Origin of the sequence: Geobacillus sp. G4 (assembly GCF_040327975.1) — a bacterium.
Classification (GTDB): domain Bacteria; phylum Bacillota; class Bacilli; order Bacillales; family Anoxybacillaceae; genus Geobacillus; species Geobacillus thermoleovorans.
The window spans coordinates 1-17,783 of record NZ_JBEPJY010000028.1 but is presented as its reverse complement, the minus strand read 5'-3'; the positions used below and the strand labels follow the sequence as shown (position 1 = coordinate 17,783).

Annotated in this window: 12 protein-coding genes, 2 pseudogenes and 1 CRISPR repeat array; of the genes and pseudogenes, 12 read left to right on the top strand and 2 right to left on the bottom strand. The window is 45.4% G+C overall.

The window, feature by feature from the left end; genetic code table 11:
• Positions 1-695: ExeA family protein (locus ABS784_RS16145; protein ID WP_352513240.1), on the top strand; the 695-nt coding region annotated here is incomplete at its 5' end.
• Positions 696-911: 216 nt separating this feature from the next.
• On the opposite strand, the gene ABS784_RS16140 is transcribed toward ABS784_RS16145, so the two are convergent.
• Positions 912-1,301, bottom strand: coding sequence for a CBO0543 family protein (locus ABS784_RS16140; protein ID WP_352513238.1), 390 nt, complete (start codon positions 1,299-1,301; stop codon positions 912-914).
• A gap of 198 nt (positions 1,302-1,499) precedes the next feature.
• Between ABS784_RS16140 and ABS784_RS16135 the strand changes: the two genes are divergently transcribed.
• From ABS784_RS16135 to ABS784_RS16125, 3 genes are all read left to right on the top strand, one after another.
• Positions 1,500-1,826, top strand: a complete 327-nt coding sequence (locus tag ABS784_RS16135) for a nucleoside triphosphate pyrophosphohydrolase (protein WP_011231590.1) — start codon at positions 1,500-1,502, stop codon at positions 1,824-1,826.
• A complete protein-coding gene (locus ABS784_RS16130) occupies positions 1,819-4,269 on the top strand; it encodes a DEAD/DEAH box helicase family protein (RefSeq protein ID WP_352513236.1) in 2,451 nt (816 codons plus the stop codon). The genes ABS784_RS16135 and ABS784_RS16130 overlap by 8 nt, the downstream gene beginning before the upstream one ends.
• 301 nt (positions 4,270-4,570) lie before the next feature.
• Positions 4,571-5,773, top strand: a complete 1,203-nt coding sequence (locus ABS784_RS16125; RefSeq protein WP_352513234.1) for an MFS transporter — start codon at positions 4,571-4,573, stop codon at positions 5,771-5,773.
• Between the two features lie 327 nt (positions 5,774-6,100).
• Here the strand turns inward: ABS784_RS16125 and ABS784_RS16120 are convergent.
• Positions 6,101-6,322: pseudogene (locus ABS784_RS16120) on the bottom strand (exosporium glycoprotein BclB-related protein); the annotation flags it as partial.
• A gap of 172 nt (positions 6,323-6,494) precedes the next feature.
• Between ABS784_RS16120 and cas6 the strand changes: the two are divergent.
• The 8 genes and pseudogenes from cas6 (at position 6,495) to cas2 (ending at position 14,564) form a co-directional block, all read left to right on the top strand.
• Positions 6,495-7,220, top strand: a complete 726-nt coding sequence (cas6, locus tag ABS784_RS16115) for a CRISPR-associated endoribonuclease Cas6 (protein WP_352513232.1) — start codon at positions 6,495-6,497, stop codon at positions 7,218-7,220.
• Positions 7,217-9,014, top strand: a pseudogene (locus ABS784_RS16110) (type I-B CRISPR-associated protein Cas8b1/Cst1). The gene cas6 and the pseudogene ABS784_RS16110 overlap by 4 nt, the downstream one beginning before the upstream one ends.
• Complete coding sequence (gene cas7i / locus ABS784_RS16105; RefSeq protein ID WP_044731095.1) at positions 9,011-9,898, top strand: type I-B CRISPR-associated protein Cas7/Cst2/DevR; 888 nt, start codon at positions 9,011-9,013, stop codon at positions 9,896-9,898. The pseudogene ABS784_RS16110 and the gene cas7i overlap by 4 nt, the downstream one beginning before the upstream one ends.
• Positions 9,899-9,900: 2 nt before the next feature.
• Positions 9,901-10,602 carry a type I-B CRISPR-associated protein Cas5b gene (gene cas5b, locus ABS784_RS16100; protein WP_041468334.1) on the top strand — a complete coding sequence of 234 codons (702 nt, stop codon included), beginning with the start codon at positions 9,901-9,903 and terminating at the stop codon, positions 10,600-10,602.
• Positions 10,568-12,802 (top strand): CRISPR-associated helicase Cas3', encoded by a 2,235-nt coding sequence (gene cas3 / locus ABS784_RS16095; RefSeq protein WP_352513227.1) that lies wholly within the window; start codon positions 10,568-10,570, stop codon positions 12,800-12,802. The genes cas5b and cas3 overlap by 35 nt, the downstream gene beginning before the upstream one ends.
• Positions 12,803-12,816: 14 nt before the next feature.
• A complete protein-coding gene (cas4, locus tag ABS784_RS16090; protein WP_044737288.1) occupies positions 12,817-13,314 on the top strand; it encodes a CRISPR-associated protein Cas4 in 498 nt (165 codons plus the stop codon).
• Positions 13,314-14,297, top strand: a complete 984-nt coding sequence (gene cas1b / locus ABS784_RS16085; RefSeq protein WP_044731099.1) for a type I-B CRISPR-associated endonuclease Cas1b — start codon at positions 13,314-13,316, stop codon at positions 14,295-14,297. The genes cas4 and cas1b overlap by 1 nt, the downstream gene beginning before the upstream one ends.
• 3 nt (positions 14,298-14,300) lie before the next feature.
• Entirely contained in the window at positions 14,301-14,564 is a 264-nt protein-coding gene (cas2, locus tag ABS784_RS16080; RefSeq protein WP_044731100.1) for a CRISPR-associated endonuclease Cas2, read from the top strand.
• Between the two features lie 197 nt (positions 14,565-14,761).
• Positions 14,762-17,681: a CRISPR direct-repeat array (repeat unit 29 nt; unit sequence GTTTTATCTGAACGGAGAGGGATTTAAAG).
• Between the last annotated feature and the right edge of the window lie 102 nt (positions 17,682-17,783).

Genomic DNA, 17,783 nt, shown 5'->3' with positions numbered 1-17,783 from the left:
AGTACGTGAAGCGAACGCGGGGAATCGGGCTGTTGATCGGAGAGCCGGGGGCGGGCAAGACGTTCGCCCTTCGGGCGTGGAAGGAATCGTTGTCCCCTTCGTTGTATCATGTGGTCTACTTCCCGTTATCGACCGGAGGCGTGATGGATTTTTACCGTGGGCTGGCCCTTGGGTTGGGGGAAGAACCGAAATACCGCAAGGTGGACCTCTTCCGCCAAATCCAGCAGGCGATCGAGCAATTGCATCATGAACGACGGATCACGCCGGTGTTCATTTTGGATGAGATGCATTTGGCCAAAGATGCCTTTTTACAAGACATCGCCATCTTGTTCAACTTTGAGATGGATTCGACCAACCCATTTGTCTTGATGTTGGCCGGGCTGCCCCATTTACAGGGGAAGCTGCGGCTCAATCAGCACCGCCCTCTCGATCAGCGGATCATCATGCGATGCCGGATGGGGCCGCTCGAGAAGGAGGAGGTGGCGGGCTACATCGAGCATCGGATGAAACAGGCCGGGGCCAAGCATCCGATCTTCACCCCATCGGCGTTAGAGGCAATTGCCCTGCAATCACGTGGTTGGCCCCGTGTCATCAACACGTTGGCCACGACTTGCCTGCTGTACGGGCATCAGCTGAAAAAGGACGTCATTGACGAGGATGTGGTGCGCATGGCCGCAGAGGAAATGGGGTATTAGCACGAAAGGGGCCGAAATCGGCCCCTTTGGCGTCCCGTTTTTCCCTTTTTTGTTTTTCTGTTTCATTCACCGGATCAGGAACTGGAAAACGCCATCCGAAAGAATGTGCAAACGTTCTGAAATAAACTGCAAAATCCGAAATAATTCACAAAAATTTTGCACATTATTTCGGAATCCGTCTGAAATAATTTGAAAAAGGGGTTCCGAAATAATGTGCTAATTTACACCCCACTTCCACGTATGGTATTCGATCAGGTCGGTGTGCCGCTCCAACAGGATCTCGACCGCCGTCATCCCCCCTGTATAAGCGGCGCACTGCATCCATATCCCCTTCCAGCCCGAGCGGCGCGATGTCCCGTAAACGTACACACTGACAACAGGGTAAAGCAAGTATTCAAAGATCACGCTGTCGTTCGTATAATCTGGAAACAGCCGCACTGGATAGGCAAGCATTCCCGCCCCGCTGACGATCAGGCCTGCCAAACTGGAAATATACGCATTCAGCAAAAACGAAAACCATACTTCCCTTGGTGAAAGAAAGCGGAAGCTGAGCCCCAGCAAACCGATGCCCACCGTAGCAAGCAGCCAAAGGATCGAGTGTTCCATCATAGCCCCCAAGCGCGAATTATGTCGATTTTTCTTAGTATGGGATGAAAGAGGGGGGAGTATGTGAAATTTTTGGTGTTTTCATTTTGCAACAGGCAATAGGCCTTAGAAACGGCGGTCTTCTGTGTGTTCTTTCCTATGAAAAAAAGGCGAAATTTTGTAAAATGGTAGTATAGTTTTGTAAATGGAGGAATGGACATGCCGATGTACAACAAACTCGTTCGCGACCGCATTCCAACCATTATTGAACAAGCGGGAAAAACGTTTACAACCCGCATACTTGACGATGAAGAGTATAGGAAAGAACTGCAGAAAAAAGCGTTTGAGGAGCTTGAGGAATACGTCCAAGCGGAAACGGATGAGGCGGCTCTTGAAGAGCTCGCAGACGTGTTGGAAATTATCCATGCTTTGGCTGAATGCCATGGCGCTTCGATCGAGCAAGTGGAACAAATCCGCGCCAAAAAGGCAGAGAAGCGCGGTGGTTTTCGAGACAAAATTTTTTTGATCGAGGTTCACGATGAGTAAGGTGGAGTTGATTTCCAGACGTCTTCTCGACAAGTTGCAGGAACAGATGAGCCGCTCGTCGACGATATACATACTGACATCGTTTGCCATGAAGTCCGGGGTTCGCTTATTGAAGGACAGTTTGCGGGCAGCTGCAGAGCGGGGGGCGGATATCAAAATTTGCGTTGGTGATTACTTGTTTGTCACTCAGCCAGAGGCGTTGCGCGAGCTCATATCCATCCACCCGGACATCGAGGTCCGCTTGTATCGGAGTGAGGGAATTTCCTTTCATCCGAAAGCGTACCTATTTGAAGATACAGAAGGCGGCTACTTCATTGTCGGTTCTTCCAACTTGTCCCGTTCGGCGCTCACTGACGGTGTCGAATGGAACCTTGGGCTGGATAAGAGCGTTGATGAGGATGTATTTGCCGAAGCAATGGAGCAGTTTTTAAAGCTGTTTTACGCTCCGGAAACCGTGCCGGTCAATGCCGAAACGGCCGCTGACTATGAAAAGCAGCATCAAGACTATCATCAGCGGCACCCCAATTTAGCCCGCATATGGGCGGAGAATGAAGAAATCGAGTTGATGCTTCCGACGGAAACGGAGAAGAAGCAAGAGGGAGAGACGGCGGACAAGGTTGATGTTGTCCATGAAACGGCGGCGCCATATGGAACGATCCAGCCGCGCTTTGCCCAAGTTGAGGCGTTGGAGCGGTTGGAAGCTGCCTATGAAGAAGGGTACGACAAAGCGATGGTTGTCATGGCGACCGGGCTGGGAAAAACATACTTGGCCGCTTTTTTTGCCCGCCGTTTTTCGCGGGTGCTGTTTATCGCCCATCGCGAAGAAATTCTTCGCCAGGCGAAGCAGTCGTTTGAACGCGTGATTCCTGATCGAACAGCAGGACTGTACGATGGCAATCAAAAAGAAGGAAATGCCGACATGGTGTTTGACTCGATCTTTACACTAAGCATGAAAAAACATTTGCATTCGTTTCGTCCCGACGCATTTGACTTGATCATTGTCGACGAGCTCCACCATGCGGCAGCCCGCTCGTACGAACGCGTCCTTTGTTATTTTCAGCCGAAATTTTTGCTTGGCATCACTGCTACTCCAGATCGGAGCGACAACAAAGACGTATACGCCCTTTGCGACGGAAATGTCGCGTATCGCATCGATTTTATCGAAGCGGTGCAGCGCGGTTGGTTGGCTCCCTTCCATTATTACGGGGTCTACGACGACACAGACTATTCGCAAATCAAGTGGCTTGGCAATCGCTATGATGAGGAAGAATTGCTTCAAGTGCAGCTTCGCGAGGAGATGGCGGAGAAGATTTTGCGAGCGTGGAAGCGATACAAGAAAACGAGAACGCTTGTCTTTTGTTCATCGATTCGGCAAGCCGATTTTCTGTCCGAATATTTCCAACGCCATGGCTGCCGGACGATCAGCCTTCATTCGAAGCAGACGGCCATTTCGCGCAAGCAGGCCATTGCCATGTTGGAACGCCGTGAACTGGACGCCATTTTCACCGTCGACTTGTTCAATGAAGGGGTCGATATTCCTTCTGTCGATACACTTTTGTTCGTGCGTCCGACGGAATCGCTGACCGTCTTCACCCAGCAAGTCGGGCGCGGGCTGCGGCTGTACAAAGGCAAGGATTATTGCGTGATTATTGATTTAATCGGAAACTACCGGAATGCGGATGTCAAACTGCGCCTGTTTGATACACAGAGGGGCGAAACGAAGAAAAAGGCACGGGAACCTGTTATGCCAACGGTTCCGGAAACGTGCGAACTGCATCTCGATGTTCAAGCCATCCATCTTCTCGAAGAGATGCAGAAAAAACGCCAACCGCGTAAAGAACGGTTGCTTGCTGATTATCGAGAGCTGAAACAGGAGCTCGGCAGACGGCCGACGTATTTGGAACTGCATCTCCATGGCCAAAGTGAAGCGGCGGAGTACAAACAAGAGTTCGGATCTTATGTCGGTTTTTTATATTGGGCGGGGGAGTTGTCCGAATTGGAGGAAGAAGTGTTTCTAAAGCATGAGCCGTGGCTTACCGAGGTAGAGTGGACGAAAATGAGTAAAAGCTATAAAATGGTTGTTTTGAAGGCAATGTTAGAGCGCGGGCCAAGTGCATGGCATCAGCCAATTACACCACAACAGGTTGCGTTGTTTTTCCATCGTTATTTGACGGAAAAGGAGTATCGGAAGCGCCTTGATTTTTCTGACAAGCGTACAAAATCCTTATGGGAATATGATGAGAAAAAAGTCAGTGAACTCATTGCAGATATGCCAATGACAAAATGGAGTGAAACATCCAAGGGGCTTGTCTCTTTTCAAAATAACATTTTTACTCTTCGTTTTTCTATTGATCCTAAACATACGGAGGTATTGTATAACTGGACGAAAGAGATTTGCGAGTACCGTTTGCATTGGCACTTTTTTGACCGGAAGAGGAGGTAAATTGGAAACGATATAACCGAATTTTCCGGATAATTTCAGTGAAAAAGTACACTCCGAGACAGGGACTCGGGAGGTTTGTGTCGAAAAACAACGAAGAAGAATCTTAGAATGGAGGGAGTTCATATGCAACACATTCTCATCTTCTTCTCAAAAGCGCAAGCAGGAGGAGCGGTGCGCTGAAAAAGATGGACGGATGTCTGACTGATTAGCCAACAAAAAAAATCGGTAACGGATCCATCAGCGCCTTTCCCTCCTGCTTGCTGGCGGCATTGGAAGACGCATGAAAGCAGGAGGATTCAAAATGATGAAAAAAGGAACGTTGGCCGCCCACAACATTCGCGTGCTATTTTGGGCGGATTTGTTTGGAAGCGTGAAGTTTATTCAGCCGGTGCTCGCGCTCTTTTACTTTTCGCGCGGTCTGGATGAGGCGCTGATTTTATGGGTGATGTTTTGCTGGAGTTTCGGCGTTCTTGTCGGGGAAGTGCCGACGAGCATGCTCGCGGACCGATACGGGGCGAAGCGTGCGTTTCTGCTCGGAAGTGTTTTCAGCATCATAAGTCATGCGATGCTCCTTGGAGCGGATGAACCGTGGCTCTTTTTCATGAGCAATTTTTTGAGTGGGTTTGCCGCCTCGTGTTTCAGCGGTGCGGACGAGGCGCTCATTTACGAGTCGTTGAAGGCGTCGAACGAAGAACATTTGATGGACCAGGCGATGGGGATCATTCAGTCGGCGCAATTTGTCGTGACGGTGGCGGCGCTCGTCATCGGGGCGCTCGTGGCCAAAGATTTAACGAACGGGCAATTCAACTTGCTTATTGTTCTGGGCATCGTGTTTCAATGTGTGCGGCTTGTGCTTGTGTTTTTGGTCAAAAACCCGCCGGGACACGGTGCGTACCGTGGGCAGCCGCTTTCGCAAGTAAAAGAAGGGATGTTGGCGATCCGCCAAGCGCCGCAAGTGCTTTGGATGTTTCTCAACGTGACGCTCGTGTTTATACCGACGACGGCAATTTTCGAAAACTTTAGCGACAAGCTGTTGTACGACGCCGGGCTGCCAGTGTCGTTCATCGGCGTTGTGCTCGGCTCTCTCACCGTGTTCAGCTTTGTGGTGTCAAGATCCATCGGCTGGCTGACAACGCGTTTTTCGCGGATCGGACTCATGCATGCGACCGGTGCGCTTGGCGTTTTGGCGCTTGTCATCGTGGCGCTTGATGGCGATGCGCTGTTTTCGTTGTTTGGGGCGATGGTCGCGCTTCGTTTTGTGCGGACGGTGCGCTATCCGGTGTATTCGCAATTGTCGAACGCCCTCATCCCATCGCATGTGCGCGCGACGACGATTTCGCTCTTATCGATTGTCGATAGCCTGTGCGACATGCTCATTTTTAGCAGCGTCGGCGCCTTGGCGACGATGGGTTTTTCGTACCTTTTTCTCGCCAGTGCGGCGGTGGCTCTCATCGGCTGCTTGATGCCGATCCGGTTCGTTTCGCCGCAAGAGAAACGACAGTGACGGTCAAGAAGACGCTTGTGGCAACCTATGGCTTAAACGAGAACCCAGACCGTTAAGGCGCTCGCCAAACGGAAAAATGACTATACTCGCAACCGCCGGCCACGGCATCAGGGGAAGAATGGTATGGCCTTCGCCTTTTGGAACGAAAGCCAAACGTTCTGCTTTAGGATCGCCCCGAAAAATCAAGGGGCTGACCCAAGACGCATTCGCGTTTTGGGTCAGCCCCTGAAGCTTTTGCGTTGTCCGAACCAGAAATGGATAAGGACGTGAACGACCCAAGAATCCCACGCCCTTTAGGTGTGTGGATTGTCAAGTCGTTCGTTGCGGCTAGCTAATGGACACTCCCGCACTAGCATATCCCGTGATCGATGAGGCAATAGAGAGACCGGAAGTAGTGACTGAAAACACCATGAGCAAGCGATCGCCGGCATTGACAGGCACGTTTAACCCTGTCACGATTCCGCTAGCGTTTTGCAGTAAGGAGATTGGAAATGTGATAGTTGGGTTTAACGTGACTAAAGTGCTTGGGATGGCGGTGAATATGTTGCTAGAAGGAGAGCTATATTTTCCCCCTTAAATCACCGTCCTTTTAGCACCATGGGTTATTTTATTTTTGTAGCAATGGTTACAAAAAAATAACAAATTTCATTTATCAGACGACAAATTCCGACAACATTTTTATCCATAACAAGGTAATATGTAAATCAAAAGGAGGTGCGTCATGAGGCTTGCTTGTTCTTTTAAAGTGGAAAGAATGCCTGTTTCATACCGTATGATGTTGGTGTCAGTGATAAAAGAAGCATTACGAATGTCGGATGAGCAATATTATGAGCGTTTATACGACAGTGTTTCGATGAAACCATTTTCATTTTCTACATACTTAAAAAATTTCCGATTTGCCGATCAAGAGGTTTATTTAGAAGGGATAACGATGACCGTTAGTTCGCCTGATCATGAGTTTCTCTTGCACTTATACAACGGTTTGCAACAAAAGCAAGTATTTTCATACAAGCACTATCAGCTTGTAAAAGAGAAAATCCGCATGCTGCCGGAGAAAACGATCACAGATTCTACCGTGGTGTTTCGCACCCTTTCTCCGATGTTGGTTGAAGATAAAAACCAGAAGCCGGTCAGCCCGGATGCTCCCGACTATGAGGAGCACGTGAATCATTTAGCGGATCTGATTTTGCGGCAGTATCGGGGAAATGGGCTATTGTCGCCCTTGATTGTGCGGCCGTTGCGATGGCGCAAGGTGGTAGTGAAGGAGACGAATCATGAATTCGAGGCAACGCATGGGGGCGGCAACGTTTTATATTTTACAGCGTACCAAACTTTCTTTTCGCTAACCGGCCATCCAAGCGATTTGCAGCTGTTGTATCAGCTCGGGTTGTCCAAACGGCGCAATCAAGGATTTGGCCTGCTTGAGGTAGAGGAGGTGCGGGGATGAAGATTGAACTCCGCATGGGCGAGTGGATGGTGACAATGGGGCTTGTCGGGCTGTATCGGGTATTTGAGTATGGATTGCGGAAGGGGATTATTGACCCACAGCACCGGCAAAGCGTTTCAATCCACCCTCAGGGGCTTGAGTTGGAGACAGAGGTGCTTCCACAGTTGCCCCGAGCGTATTTTCTTTATTTGATCGATGAATACAGTGTAGCAAAGCGGGATGGCGAGAGATTGCGCCATTACCTTGGACAGGCTAAAAAAGAAAACTCATTTTCAACGGCCTTATCCAGTATAAAAAAGACGATTACGGATGCGGGAAAGAAAATTCAAAAGTATTTCCCTGATGAGCCGGTCGAGCAGTTATTTGAAACGCTCAAATCCGTCAAAAAACCGGAGCAACTTGAACAATTGGAGCAATGTATCGCCGAATTTCAACAACTTCTTTCCAAAGAAGCCATTAATGAAAAGCTGACATTAAACTATTTTAAAGCGGCGGTCCTAAAGTCGTTTTTCGGACAAGTATCGTTTTTGAATGTTTCAAACAATAATCTGGATTTGGAAGGGCACATTGAACGATTTCAGGCCGATTATATTATTCCGGTGCAATACGATCTTCAATTTGAACACGTCTTTCGCTCTGCTTCGACAGAGAATGAAGTTCTTCATTTCCTGGACGAGCATGCCGAATATGGGCCGTTTAAAGCATTGAAGAGAGCGTGGAGAAAGAAAAAGTTGCCTCAAATGAGGGAAGAGATGAGCGCTTTGTATGAATGCATGCTTTTCTCCGGGCACGTTGCCTTTTATAACTTTGAAGAAATGATCTTTTCCCCAATTGGAGTATCGACGAGCAACGCTTTTAATTTTAATTGGAATTTACAAGACAAGCAGCCGAAACCAATTTCATCTTTGGCGAAACTTGTGTTGTTTTTTGCGCCTGCCGGTGCGGCGATTTACTTAAAGAAAGAGGGATTTCAAGAGCAAAACGAGTATCGTATGTATGCAGGCTTTGTCCAATCTGATGCGGCATTTTCTGAGATTTTGCAGAAAAACAACCACCTGAAGCAGATGAAGCAGCAAAAAGATCCGTTTGACCGCATCGTAAGCAAGCTCGTCCAAAGTGTAACGAAAGAAGCAAACTATGTGGTCGACCATCTATTTTTCTTAGAATTTTCTTCTGACTATGACAGCAAAAAAACGCATTTGCACTATTACCATCTTCCATTGTATTTGGCCCGCTATTTTGTTGAATATCCTGGAAAGTTGGATTACGTCCATTATGACTATCGAGAACAGTTCATCCAAGACGTACTGCGTGGAGCGGATCCTGCTCGAGTCATTTATCAATATTTGCGTGATTGTATTGAAAATGGACGTTCCCACATCGGCCCTTACATCGCTGTTCGCGAACGCAGCCGAATTATGCAGCTGAAAAGGAGGAAAAGAAATGGAGAAAACAGACAAAAGGGTATATGCCCTATATCGGTGCGGCCAAGAGATTCGAAAGGCATTGGAACAGGCTGGAAGCCCTAAAACGGCTGACCATTATTCTGCCAGCCCGAGTAAAAAAATTATCGCGATTGCCTATCGGTTGTTAAACGCAGCGAAAGCGGGGGATCGGAAAAGCTTCTTGGATACGTTGTTCCGGCTCCATATGTCAGCGGATCAGCCCATTTCTCCGCTTTTCTTAAATGCGTTGCATGAGCGGGATTTGGATTTTCCTGCTGTAGCCAACGCCTTTATTGCTGGGTTGCTGTCTCAAGGAGGACAAGGAGAACAAGAGGAGGTTGTATCATGACGAAAACGGTCACGATGACGATTGTCTTTCAAGCGGGATCGCTAAACTATGGAGAGGGCATTGCGAATATTTCCGAATTAAAAAAGTTTCATCGCGGCAATGGAGAGGCGTACACATACGCATCGCGGCAGAGTTTGCGTTACGATATCGTCCGTTTAGGAAATGAACTGTTTGGCTGGAACTTAAATACCGTCGATAAAGCGAGCGGTGTTGTTCAGTTCAAAAAAGATGTCACCATCGAAGATTCCGTTGAAATGGATTTATTCGGGTACTTGAAAACGGATAAAAACTCGCAAAAACGCGCTGCTGTCGTGCGTTTAAGCCATGCCATTTCCCTCGAACCGTATAAAAGCGATTTGGAATTTTTGAATAACATGGGGCTAGCCAGCCGAATTGGTGCTGATCCGAATTTGGCTCAGATCGAGCAGCACCAAAGCTTCTATTGTTACACCATCACGATAGACTTACATCGCATTGGCGTCGATGGGGAGGTCGAGCTACCCAATCAGGAAAAAGCGAAGCGGGTTCAGCAATTGCTTGATATTGTGAAGTTGCTCAATCGGAATATTCGCGGTCGTCGTGAAAACTTGTCCCCACTATTCGTCATCGGCGGAGTATATGATGTAGCAAATCCGTTTTTCCTTGGGAAAATTCGCTTGGCCTCTTCGCCACGAGGATGGGAAATTGAAGTTGCCCCTATCGCTGATACCATGGCGCAAACGTTCGCAGGCAGGCCAGTTGCTGACGAGACGCGCATCGGTTTAGTAAGCGGCATATTTGCTAATGAAGATGAATTTGCACAACGATTTGCAGAGAAGACTGGATCAGTGGAGCAGTTTTTCCGCCATATTGCTGAACAAGTTCAAACATACTACGGTGAATGATAATGAAGGCGTTGCGTTTAAAACTATTTCAAGAGACAGCGTGCTATAAAAAACCGTTCGCTTCCAAGGTGGCGGAAACATATCCGCTTCCGCCTTATTCTACAGTTAAAGGAATGATTCACGCGTTGCTTCGCGCGGATCGTTTCATCCCCATGCGCCTAAGCGTTCAAGGGGAGTATGAGGCGAAACTGCTCGACTATCAGCGGCATTACTTTTTTAAAAAACGTGATGTCGCTGCTTTTCCACTGATCCTTGATGGGATTCAGGATGAGTCGTTTTCGTACGATGCTAACGAAATTACGACAATGCCCATTTATACACATTTGTTGTACCGAGTTGATTTGTTGATTCACGTTGAGGCAGAAAAAGAAGTTCTTGAACGGGTAATACATGCCATCGAAACTGGCGAAAACCATTATAGCTTAGGTAGATGGGAAGATTTGGTCCGAATTGATGAGTATAAAATAGTTCAGGTAGATGAATTGGATGAAGAGAAAGATTTACGCTATTACGCTTACATTCCCCATCATTTGCTCGATATAGACATAAAGCATATCCCATATGAACTCCCTTGGAAATACGAAGTCGTGAACGGAGTGAGAAAATGGGAGAAAGTCAATGTGGGATACGTGCGAAAAGGGACGACAGCTCCAGAGGGAGCGTGTATTGATGAAGACGGGGAGCTCGTATTTTTCCATTTATAGAATGGGAGGAAATCAAACGGTCATGTTTTATGCAAAGTCCGAAACGAAAGAGACGATCCGTGAACATACGGATCGTCTTCTTGATAATTGGCGATTACTAAAGGACAGTTATGGAGACCGATTGATTCGTGTCAATGAAAGAATGTGGGAATTGCTTCGATTAGCGATCGAGTATCATGACATCGGGAAAGCGAACACGGTGTTTCAAAACAAAATCCGCCGCGCCATTCAAGAAGAACTGCTGGAAACTGATTGCGACGCCAATGTACCGCATAACTATCTGTCTGTTGGTCTTGTTCCATTTGACCAATTGAATTTGACGAAAGAAGAAATACGACTGTTAACTCATGCCATCGGCTACCATCATGAGCGGGATAAACAGCCTGATAAAGAAGCGATCCGTGATATTTTAGAAAACGATCTACAAAAGCAAAGAGAGGCTATTGCCCACCATATGCAGCTGCCCTTGGCTGAAAAGTTATCGTTTCGATTTGTGGATCGGTTGCTAAAACGGTATACCATTCATGACGGGAAGTCATTTTGGGATTATGTGTTGGTAAAGGGTCTCTTGCAGCGGATTGACCATGCGGCCTCAGCGCACCTTCCCGTCGAGTCGGACGTTCATCAAGATGTTGGTGTCTATGTGCGACGGTATATGGAGAATAAGTCGTTTCATCTAAATGATTTACAGCGTTTTACAGAAAGTCATACCCATAAAAATGTGATTGTGATAGCACAAACAGGTATGGGAAAAACGGAATCTGCCTTATTGTGGATCGATCGAGATAAGGCCTTTTTCACCTTGCCTCTTCGCGTCAGTATTAATGCAATTTACGAACGGATTCGGTATCAAATGGGGTACGAAGCTGCGGGCCTTTTACATTCCACGAGCGCCTTCTATTTAGCAGAACGAGAAGAAGAAAATTGGGAGGCGATTAAGCAACAGTCGCAACAGCTGTCCATGAAACTGCTTTTCACGACTGTTGACCAAATTTTAAAATTTCCTTTTTATTACAGAGGGTTTGAAAAAGAACTAGCAAGCATGGCAAATGCTAAAGTGGTGATCGATGAAATCCAAGCGTATGATCCAAAAATTGCTGCGATGTTGATTAAGTCATTAGAAATGATTAAAAAAGTAGGCGGTCGATTCATGATTATGACAGCTACATTGCCAACTTTATATTTGGATGAACTCAAGCGCCGAAGCATCATCGATGAAGAAGACACTGTTTTCGGCGAATTTATTGACAGCCAGAATCACCGCCACCGCATTCAGCTCCATGATCAGGAAATAACAGAAGGAATAGAGGACTTTGTCAGAATGGCGCGTTCATCCCAAGTGTTAGTCATTGTGAATACAGTTCGTCGGGCGATGGAACTGTATGAACGGTTATCCGAAATGGCCAGCGATGTACCTGTTCATTTGCTGCATTCACAATTTACGCAAGAAGATCGTCAATGGCTCGAGCGGCAAATTAAAGAGTTCAATGAGGCAAAGACAAATGGGGTGTGGATTACGACTCAGCTTGTCGAAGCAAGCATTGATATTGATTTTGACTATTTATTCACAGAAATGTCTCCACTGGACAGTCTGTTTCAACGTCTTGGGCGCTGTTATCGAAGAAGGGTTATTCAAGGGGAACAATGTAATATCCATATTTTTACACAAAACGTTTCTGGAGTTCCATCCGTATATGATGAACATCTCGTGCGTGAAAGCATTTGCTTGCTGAAAGATTATGAAGGAAAGATTCTTGACGAACGAGCGAAAATTGAACTGGTTGCAAAGCTATATGAACGCGAGAGATTAAAAGGAACCTCATTTTTGCGGGAGTTTGAGGACGCGTTATCGATGTTTGATCATTTAGATCCGTATGAAATGAGCAAGAAAGAGGCACAGCGGAAACTGCGTGACATTCAGACCGTTCCCATCATTCCACGGCGAATTTACGACGAAATCGCCCATGTCATCGATGAATGCCGCCGTTGCCGAGACTGGCGAGAGCGGATTCATTTGCGCATGGAGATCGAAAAGAAGACGATCAGCGTCCACCGTTTTCTTGCGGAGAAATGTGTCTCAGAACGATTGTCTAAACCGTTTGACCATATATACATTGCGGATGTTGAATATGATTTTGACCGAGAAAAGGGGAAAGGAACAGGAATTCGGTTCGATGCATCATTGTCTGTATTTTATTGAGGAGAGAGCGGCCAATGGCAAGCGGTGTTCAAATTCATTATTACAAAGTGTGCAAGCGGAAATTATGGTTGTTTTCCAAAGGGATTGGAATGGAAGAAGAGCATGAACGGGTGATCGAAGGAAAGATTTTGCACGATCGGGCGTATCCACGCTTGGATGAGAGAGAAATTCTCATTGATGACACATTTAAACTAGATGCATTAGAGGACGAATACGTTCGCGAAATCAAAATCTCCAGTAAAATGGCCGAAGCGGATCGTTTTCAAATGTTGTACTATCTTTACGAACTGAAAAAACGAGGCATTCATAAAAAAGGATTGATCAGCTATACGAAGGAAAGAAAGACGGAGGAAGTGATATTAACAGAAGAAGACGAGCGAAAGGTGGAAAAGGCTTTAAAAGACATCTATCAAATTTTGCAACTTCCCTCTCCCCCGCCTCTTAAAAAACTATCATATTGTCCAAAGTGTGCATATTATGAATTTTGCTATGCACTGGAAGGTGACGAATGATGTTGAAAGATCATTATATTTTTTCGAACGGGCGGCTCAAGCGAAAGGACAATACGATTTATTTTTTAGATGAAAACGAAAACAAGAGATCGCTTCCTGTGCATCAAATCGAAAATTTATATGTATTTGGGGAAGTGGACTTCAACTCCGCGTTGCTTAATTTGTTAAGCCAGCATGAGGTCCATTTGCATATTTTCAACTATTACGGGTTCTATGCGGGAACGTTCTGTCCACGAAACAGAAAAGTGTCTGGTTTTACCGTTGTGCAACAGAGCGCCCATTATCTCGATAAAGGAAAACGGCTGTATATAGCAAAAATGTTTTTGGAAAGCGCTGTGCATCATATGTTGCGGAATATTCGCAGACATAAAGAGAAGACAGAGGTCTATATCCATCAAATCGAAGAAGAGGCAAAAAAACTGGACGCAGCGAGTACCGTTCAAGAGTTAATGGGAATTGAAGGCCGGATTCGCCAACATTATTATCAATCATTTAATGACATTTTGAGGCAGGATTTTACGTTTGAAAAGCGGACAAAGCAGCCTCCACGTGACCCGCTGAATGCTTTGATCTCATTCGGAAATTCATTGTGTTATACAACGGTATTAGGTGAAATCTACAAAACACCGCTTGATCCTACGGTTAGTTTTTTGCATGAACCGTCGACAAGGCGATTTTCATTAAGTTTGGATTTAGCCGAAATCTTTAAGCCATTGATCGTCGATCCGGTTATTATCGCTTCCATTAACAATCGGATCATTACCAATAAACATTTTGATGATATAGATGGAATGGTATTTTTAAATGAGGAAGGAAAGAAAAAGTTTATTATTGAGTGGGAGAATAAATTGGCTACATCCATCCAACATCGGAAGCTGAAAAGAAAAGTGAGTTATCGGCATTTTATACGATTGGAATGCTACAAGCTCATTAAACATTTCATTGGGGATGAACTATATAAACCGTTGAAAGCGTGGTGGTGAAACATGTTTGTCATCATTACGTATGACGTAGCGGAGAAGCGGGTCAACAAAGTTTGCAAAAAATTAAAGGAATACCTCACTTGGACGCAAAATAGCGTATTTGAAGGGGAGATTTCGAAAAGCCTGCTGATGAAGTGCATGTATGAATTGGAGATGATCATTGATAAAGAAGAAGACTCCATTTACTTATACGAAATAGGAAATCCGAAGAATATAAAAAAGCGGGTATTTGGTCAGGAAAAGAATTTTGATGAGTTGTTCCTCTAAGTTTTAAGAATTTGCAGTGAACCTCCTTTTAACGGATAAATGGGGAAAAGCTTGATTTATCAAGGGAAGTGTGTCATTATTTGCGCAGCATAGAAAACACAATTACTACTTTACTGCAAAATGAGGTATAATTGTTGTGTAGGCATTAGCCGGAATTCCCTGCTACATCAATGAATATTGCTTTGTAACTGATAGGGGTTTTATCTGAACGGAGAGGGATTTAAAGTGCATCGGATAGCAGGCGATCGCCGCCCACCCTCCTGTTTTATCTGAACGGAGAGGGATTTAAAGGCTATCGAAAAGTACCGAAAAAATGAGCAACGCCCAAGTTTTATCTGAACGGAGAGGGATTTAAAGGTTGTTCGGTGCGGAAGTCGAGCAACAAGGGCGGCACGTTTTATCTGAACGGAGAGGGATTTAAAGAATCCCCCTTCTATGTATGTTCACAACCTATAATACGTTTTATCTGAACGGAGAGGGATTTAAAGTATTTCTCGATGCCTTTTCTTGTCTGTTCTGCCAGGTTTTATCTGAACGGAGAGGGATTTAAAGTCGGAACTAATAGACGCATGGGTGGCTCGGATATTTCGTTTTATCTGAACGGAGAGGGATTTAAAGTCCTTTTCTTCTGTTTCCCTTGCTGGCGCAGGTGTCGTTTTATCTGAACGGAGAGGGATTTAAAGAACTGTACGGGTTCCGTTTTACATCAGCGGCAAGAGTTTTATCTGAACGGAGAGGGATTTAAAGCTTCCTCGATGATCGGGAAATACTCAAAGATGATGCGAGTTTTATCTGAACGGAGAGGGATTTAAAGTTCCCCTAACACTTTTAAGTCTTTTTTATCCTTCATGTTTTATCTGAACGGAGAGGGATTTAAAGAGAATTTGGGGTGAAATTACGAACTACGTCAAAAACGTTTTATCTGAACGGAGAGGGATTTAAAGGAAGGAACGGTGAAGGACAAAGAGATGAAGGCGGAAATGGTTTTATCTGAACGGAGAGGGATTTAAAGTATTTCTCGATGCCTTTTCTTGTCTGTTCTGCCAGGTTTTATCTGAACGGAGAGGGATTTAAAGTTTTATTTGAGAAGGTCACTTTTATAAGTGGCCTTTTCTGTTTTATCTGAACGGAGAGGGATTTAAAGAACGCCGCAACGTATTTCTCGCATCGCGCATTGTCTGTTTTATCTGAACGGAGAGGGATTTAAAGAGGTATTCGGTTAGATAACTCTGATCGAATACTATTTGTTTTATCTGAACGGAGAGGGATTTAAAGCGTTAACGTCTCGCCTGTCGTTGACGTAGCAGGAAAAGAGTTTTATCTGAACGGAGAGGGATTTAAAGATAAAAGACGATACAATTATTAGCTCAGAAACTAGCGTTTTATCTGAACGGAGAGGGATTTAAAGGAAGGACAAGTTCAAACACAAGAAGAACAAGTTCAGTTTTATCTGAACGGAGAGGGATTTAAAGTTCTGACCGGAAAGGGGAACGGAAAATGAGAATTGAAGGTTTTATCTGAACGGAGAGGGATTTAAAGTGAACTCGACCTTCTTGCCGAAATCGACAACTACGGTTTTATCTGAACGGAGAGGGATTTAAAGAACATTTCTTCGAACACTTCTCTTACAGCAACTTTTACAGTTTTATCTGAACGGAGAGGGATTTAAAGGGTCAGAGGTGGTTTTATGTATAGGCCGAGAAACTTGTTTTATCTGAACGGAGAGGGATTTAAAGCACGTTACGGAAGACATAGCCGAAAAGATACTCAAGTTTTATCTGAACGGAGAGGGATTTAAAGTTGATCGCGTCCGACAGCGCGCGACTTTGACTATGGTTTTATCTGAACGGAGAGGGATTTAAAGCAATTTTCTTTCATACCACTAGCGATGCGACTATCGTTTTATCTGAACGGAGAGGGATTTAAAGGGGCTCTCCGGCGATTATTCCGCTTTCATATAGCGCTAGTTTTATCTGAACGGAGAGGGATTTAAAGTACGATCTCATTAAAAAGCTGTTTACGCCTGGCGAAGTTTTATCTGAACGGAGAGGGATTTAAAGATGACATGGGTGGCGGTTGGAATTGCGGCTCTGATTGTTTTATCTGAACGGAGAGGGATTTAAAGGCAAAGCTGGTGATACCATGATGGTGATTTACGACGATTAGTTTTATCTGAACGGAGAGGGATTTAAAGCCAAAGTTCCTGGGGGGCAATGGACTGTTTCAAAAGAAAGCGTTTTATCTGAACGGAGAGGGATTTAAAGCGCTTGGTTAAAGAAGCGATTGAATATGATGACCGGAGTTTTATCTGAACGGAGAGGGATTTAAAGCGGATTAAATCACCGCACACCAAACTACGCTCCCTGTTTTATCTGAACGGAGAGGGATTTAAAGAAGGAGAAGAAAAACGCTCAACGATCTCGTCAATCATCTGTTTTATCTGAACGGAGAGGGATTTAAAGCAAGAGGATTTGCAGAAGCACGTTGAGCCGGAAAAACCAGTTTTATCTGAACGGAGAGGGATTTAAAGAGAACCTAATAAATTCGATTGAGTTTTAGCTCCACCGTTTTATCTGAACGGAGAGGGATTTAAAGCTTTTCCGATTTTATTGTTACCCGGTGGCAATTCCGTTTTATCTGAACGGAGAGGGATTTAAAGAAGGCTATTTTTCCAAAAGAGGCTGACGTAGGAGAGTTTTATCTGAACGGAGAGGGATTTAAAGTTCTCCGCCACTCGGCCGCGGCCATTTCCGCCTTCGTTTTATCTGAACGGAGAGGGATTTAAAGTAGTCAATCGGTTCGCCAGCATCCGCAAACGGGTCATCATGTTTTATCTGAACGGAGAGGGATTTAAAGATCCTCTTGTCAGCATGGAATTGAGAGTGGTAGGCGGGTTTTATCTGAACGGAGAGGGATTTAAAGGATGGTATCGCGTATAAAGATGTTGCGACAGGCGAGTTTTATCTGAACGGAGAGGGATTTAAAGTGAGCCCCTCGTGTCTAAGGAGCTCTGGGAGGCCGCTAGTTTTATCTGAACGGAGAGGGATTTAAAGCATATCGGTTGAGCGTGGCGCTGACCACTTCCTGCGTTTTATCTGAACGGAGAGGGATTTAAAGTGTTTTGGTGAAAAACGGACAAGGATGAACATATCCCTGTCAAGTAGACAGTGTGAAAAATACCCACCTTCTTCAGCTGCTTGTTAGGATAGTGGAATGAGG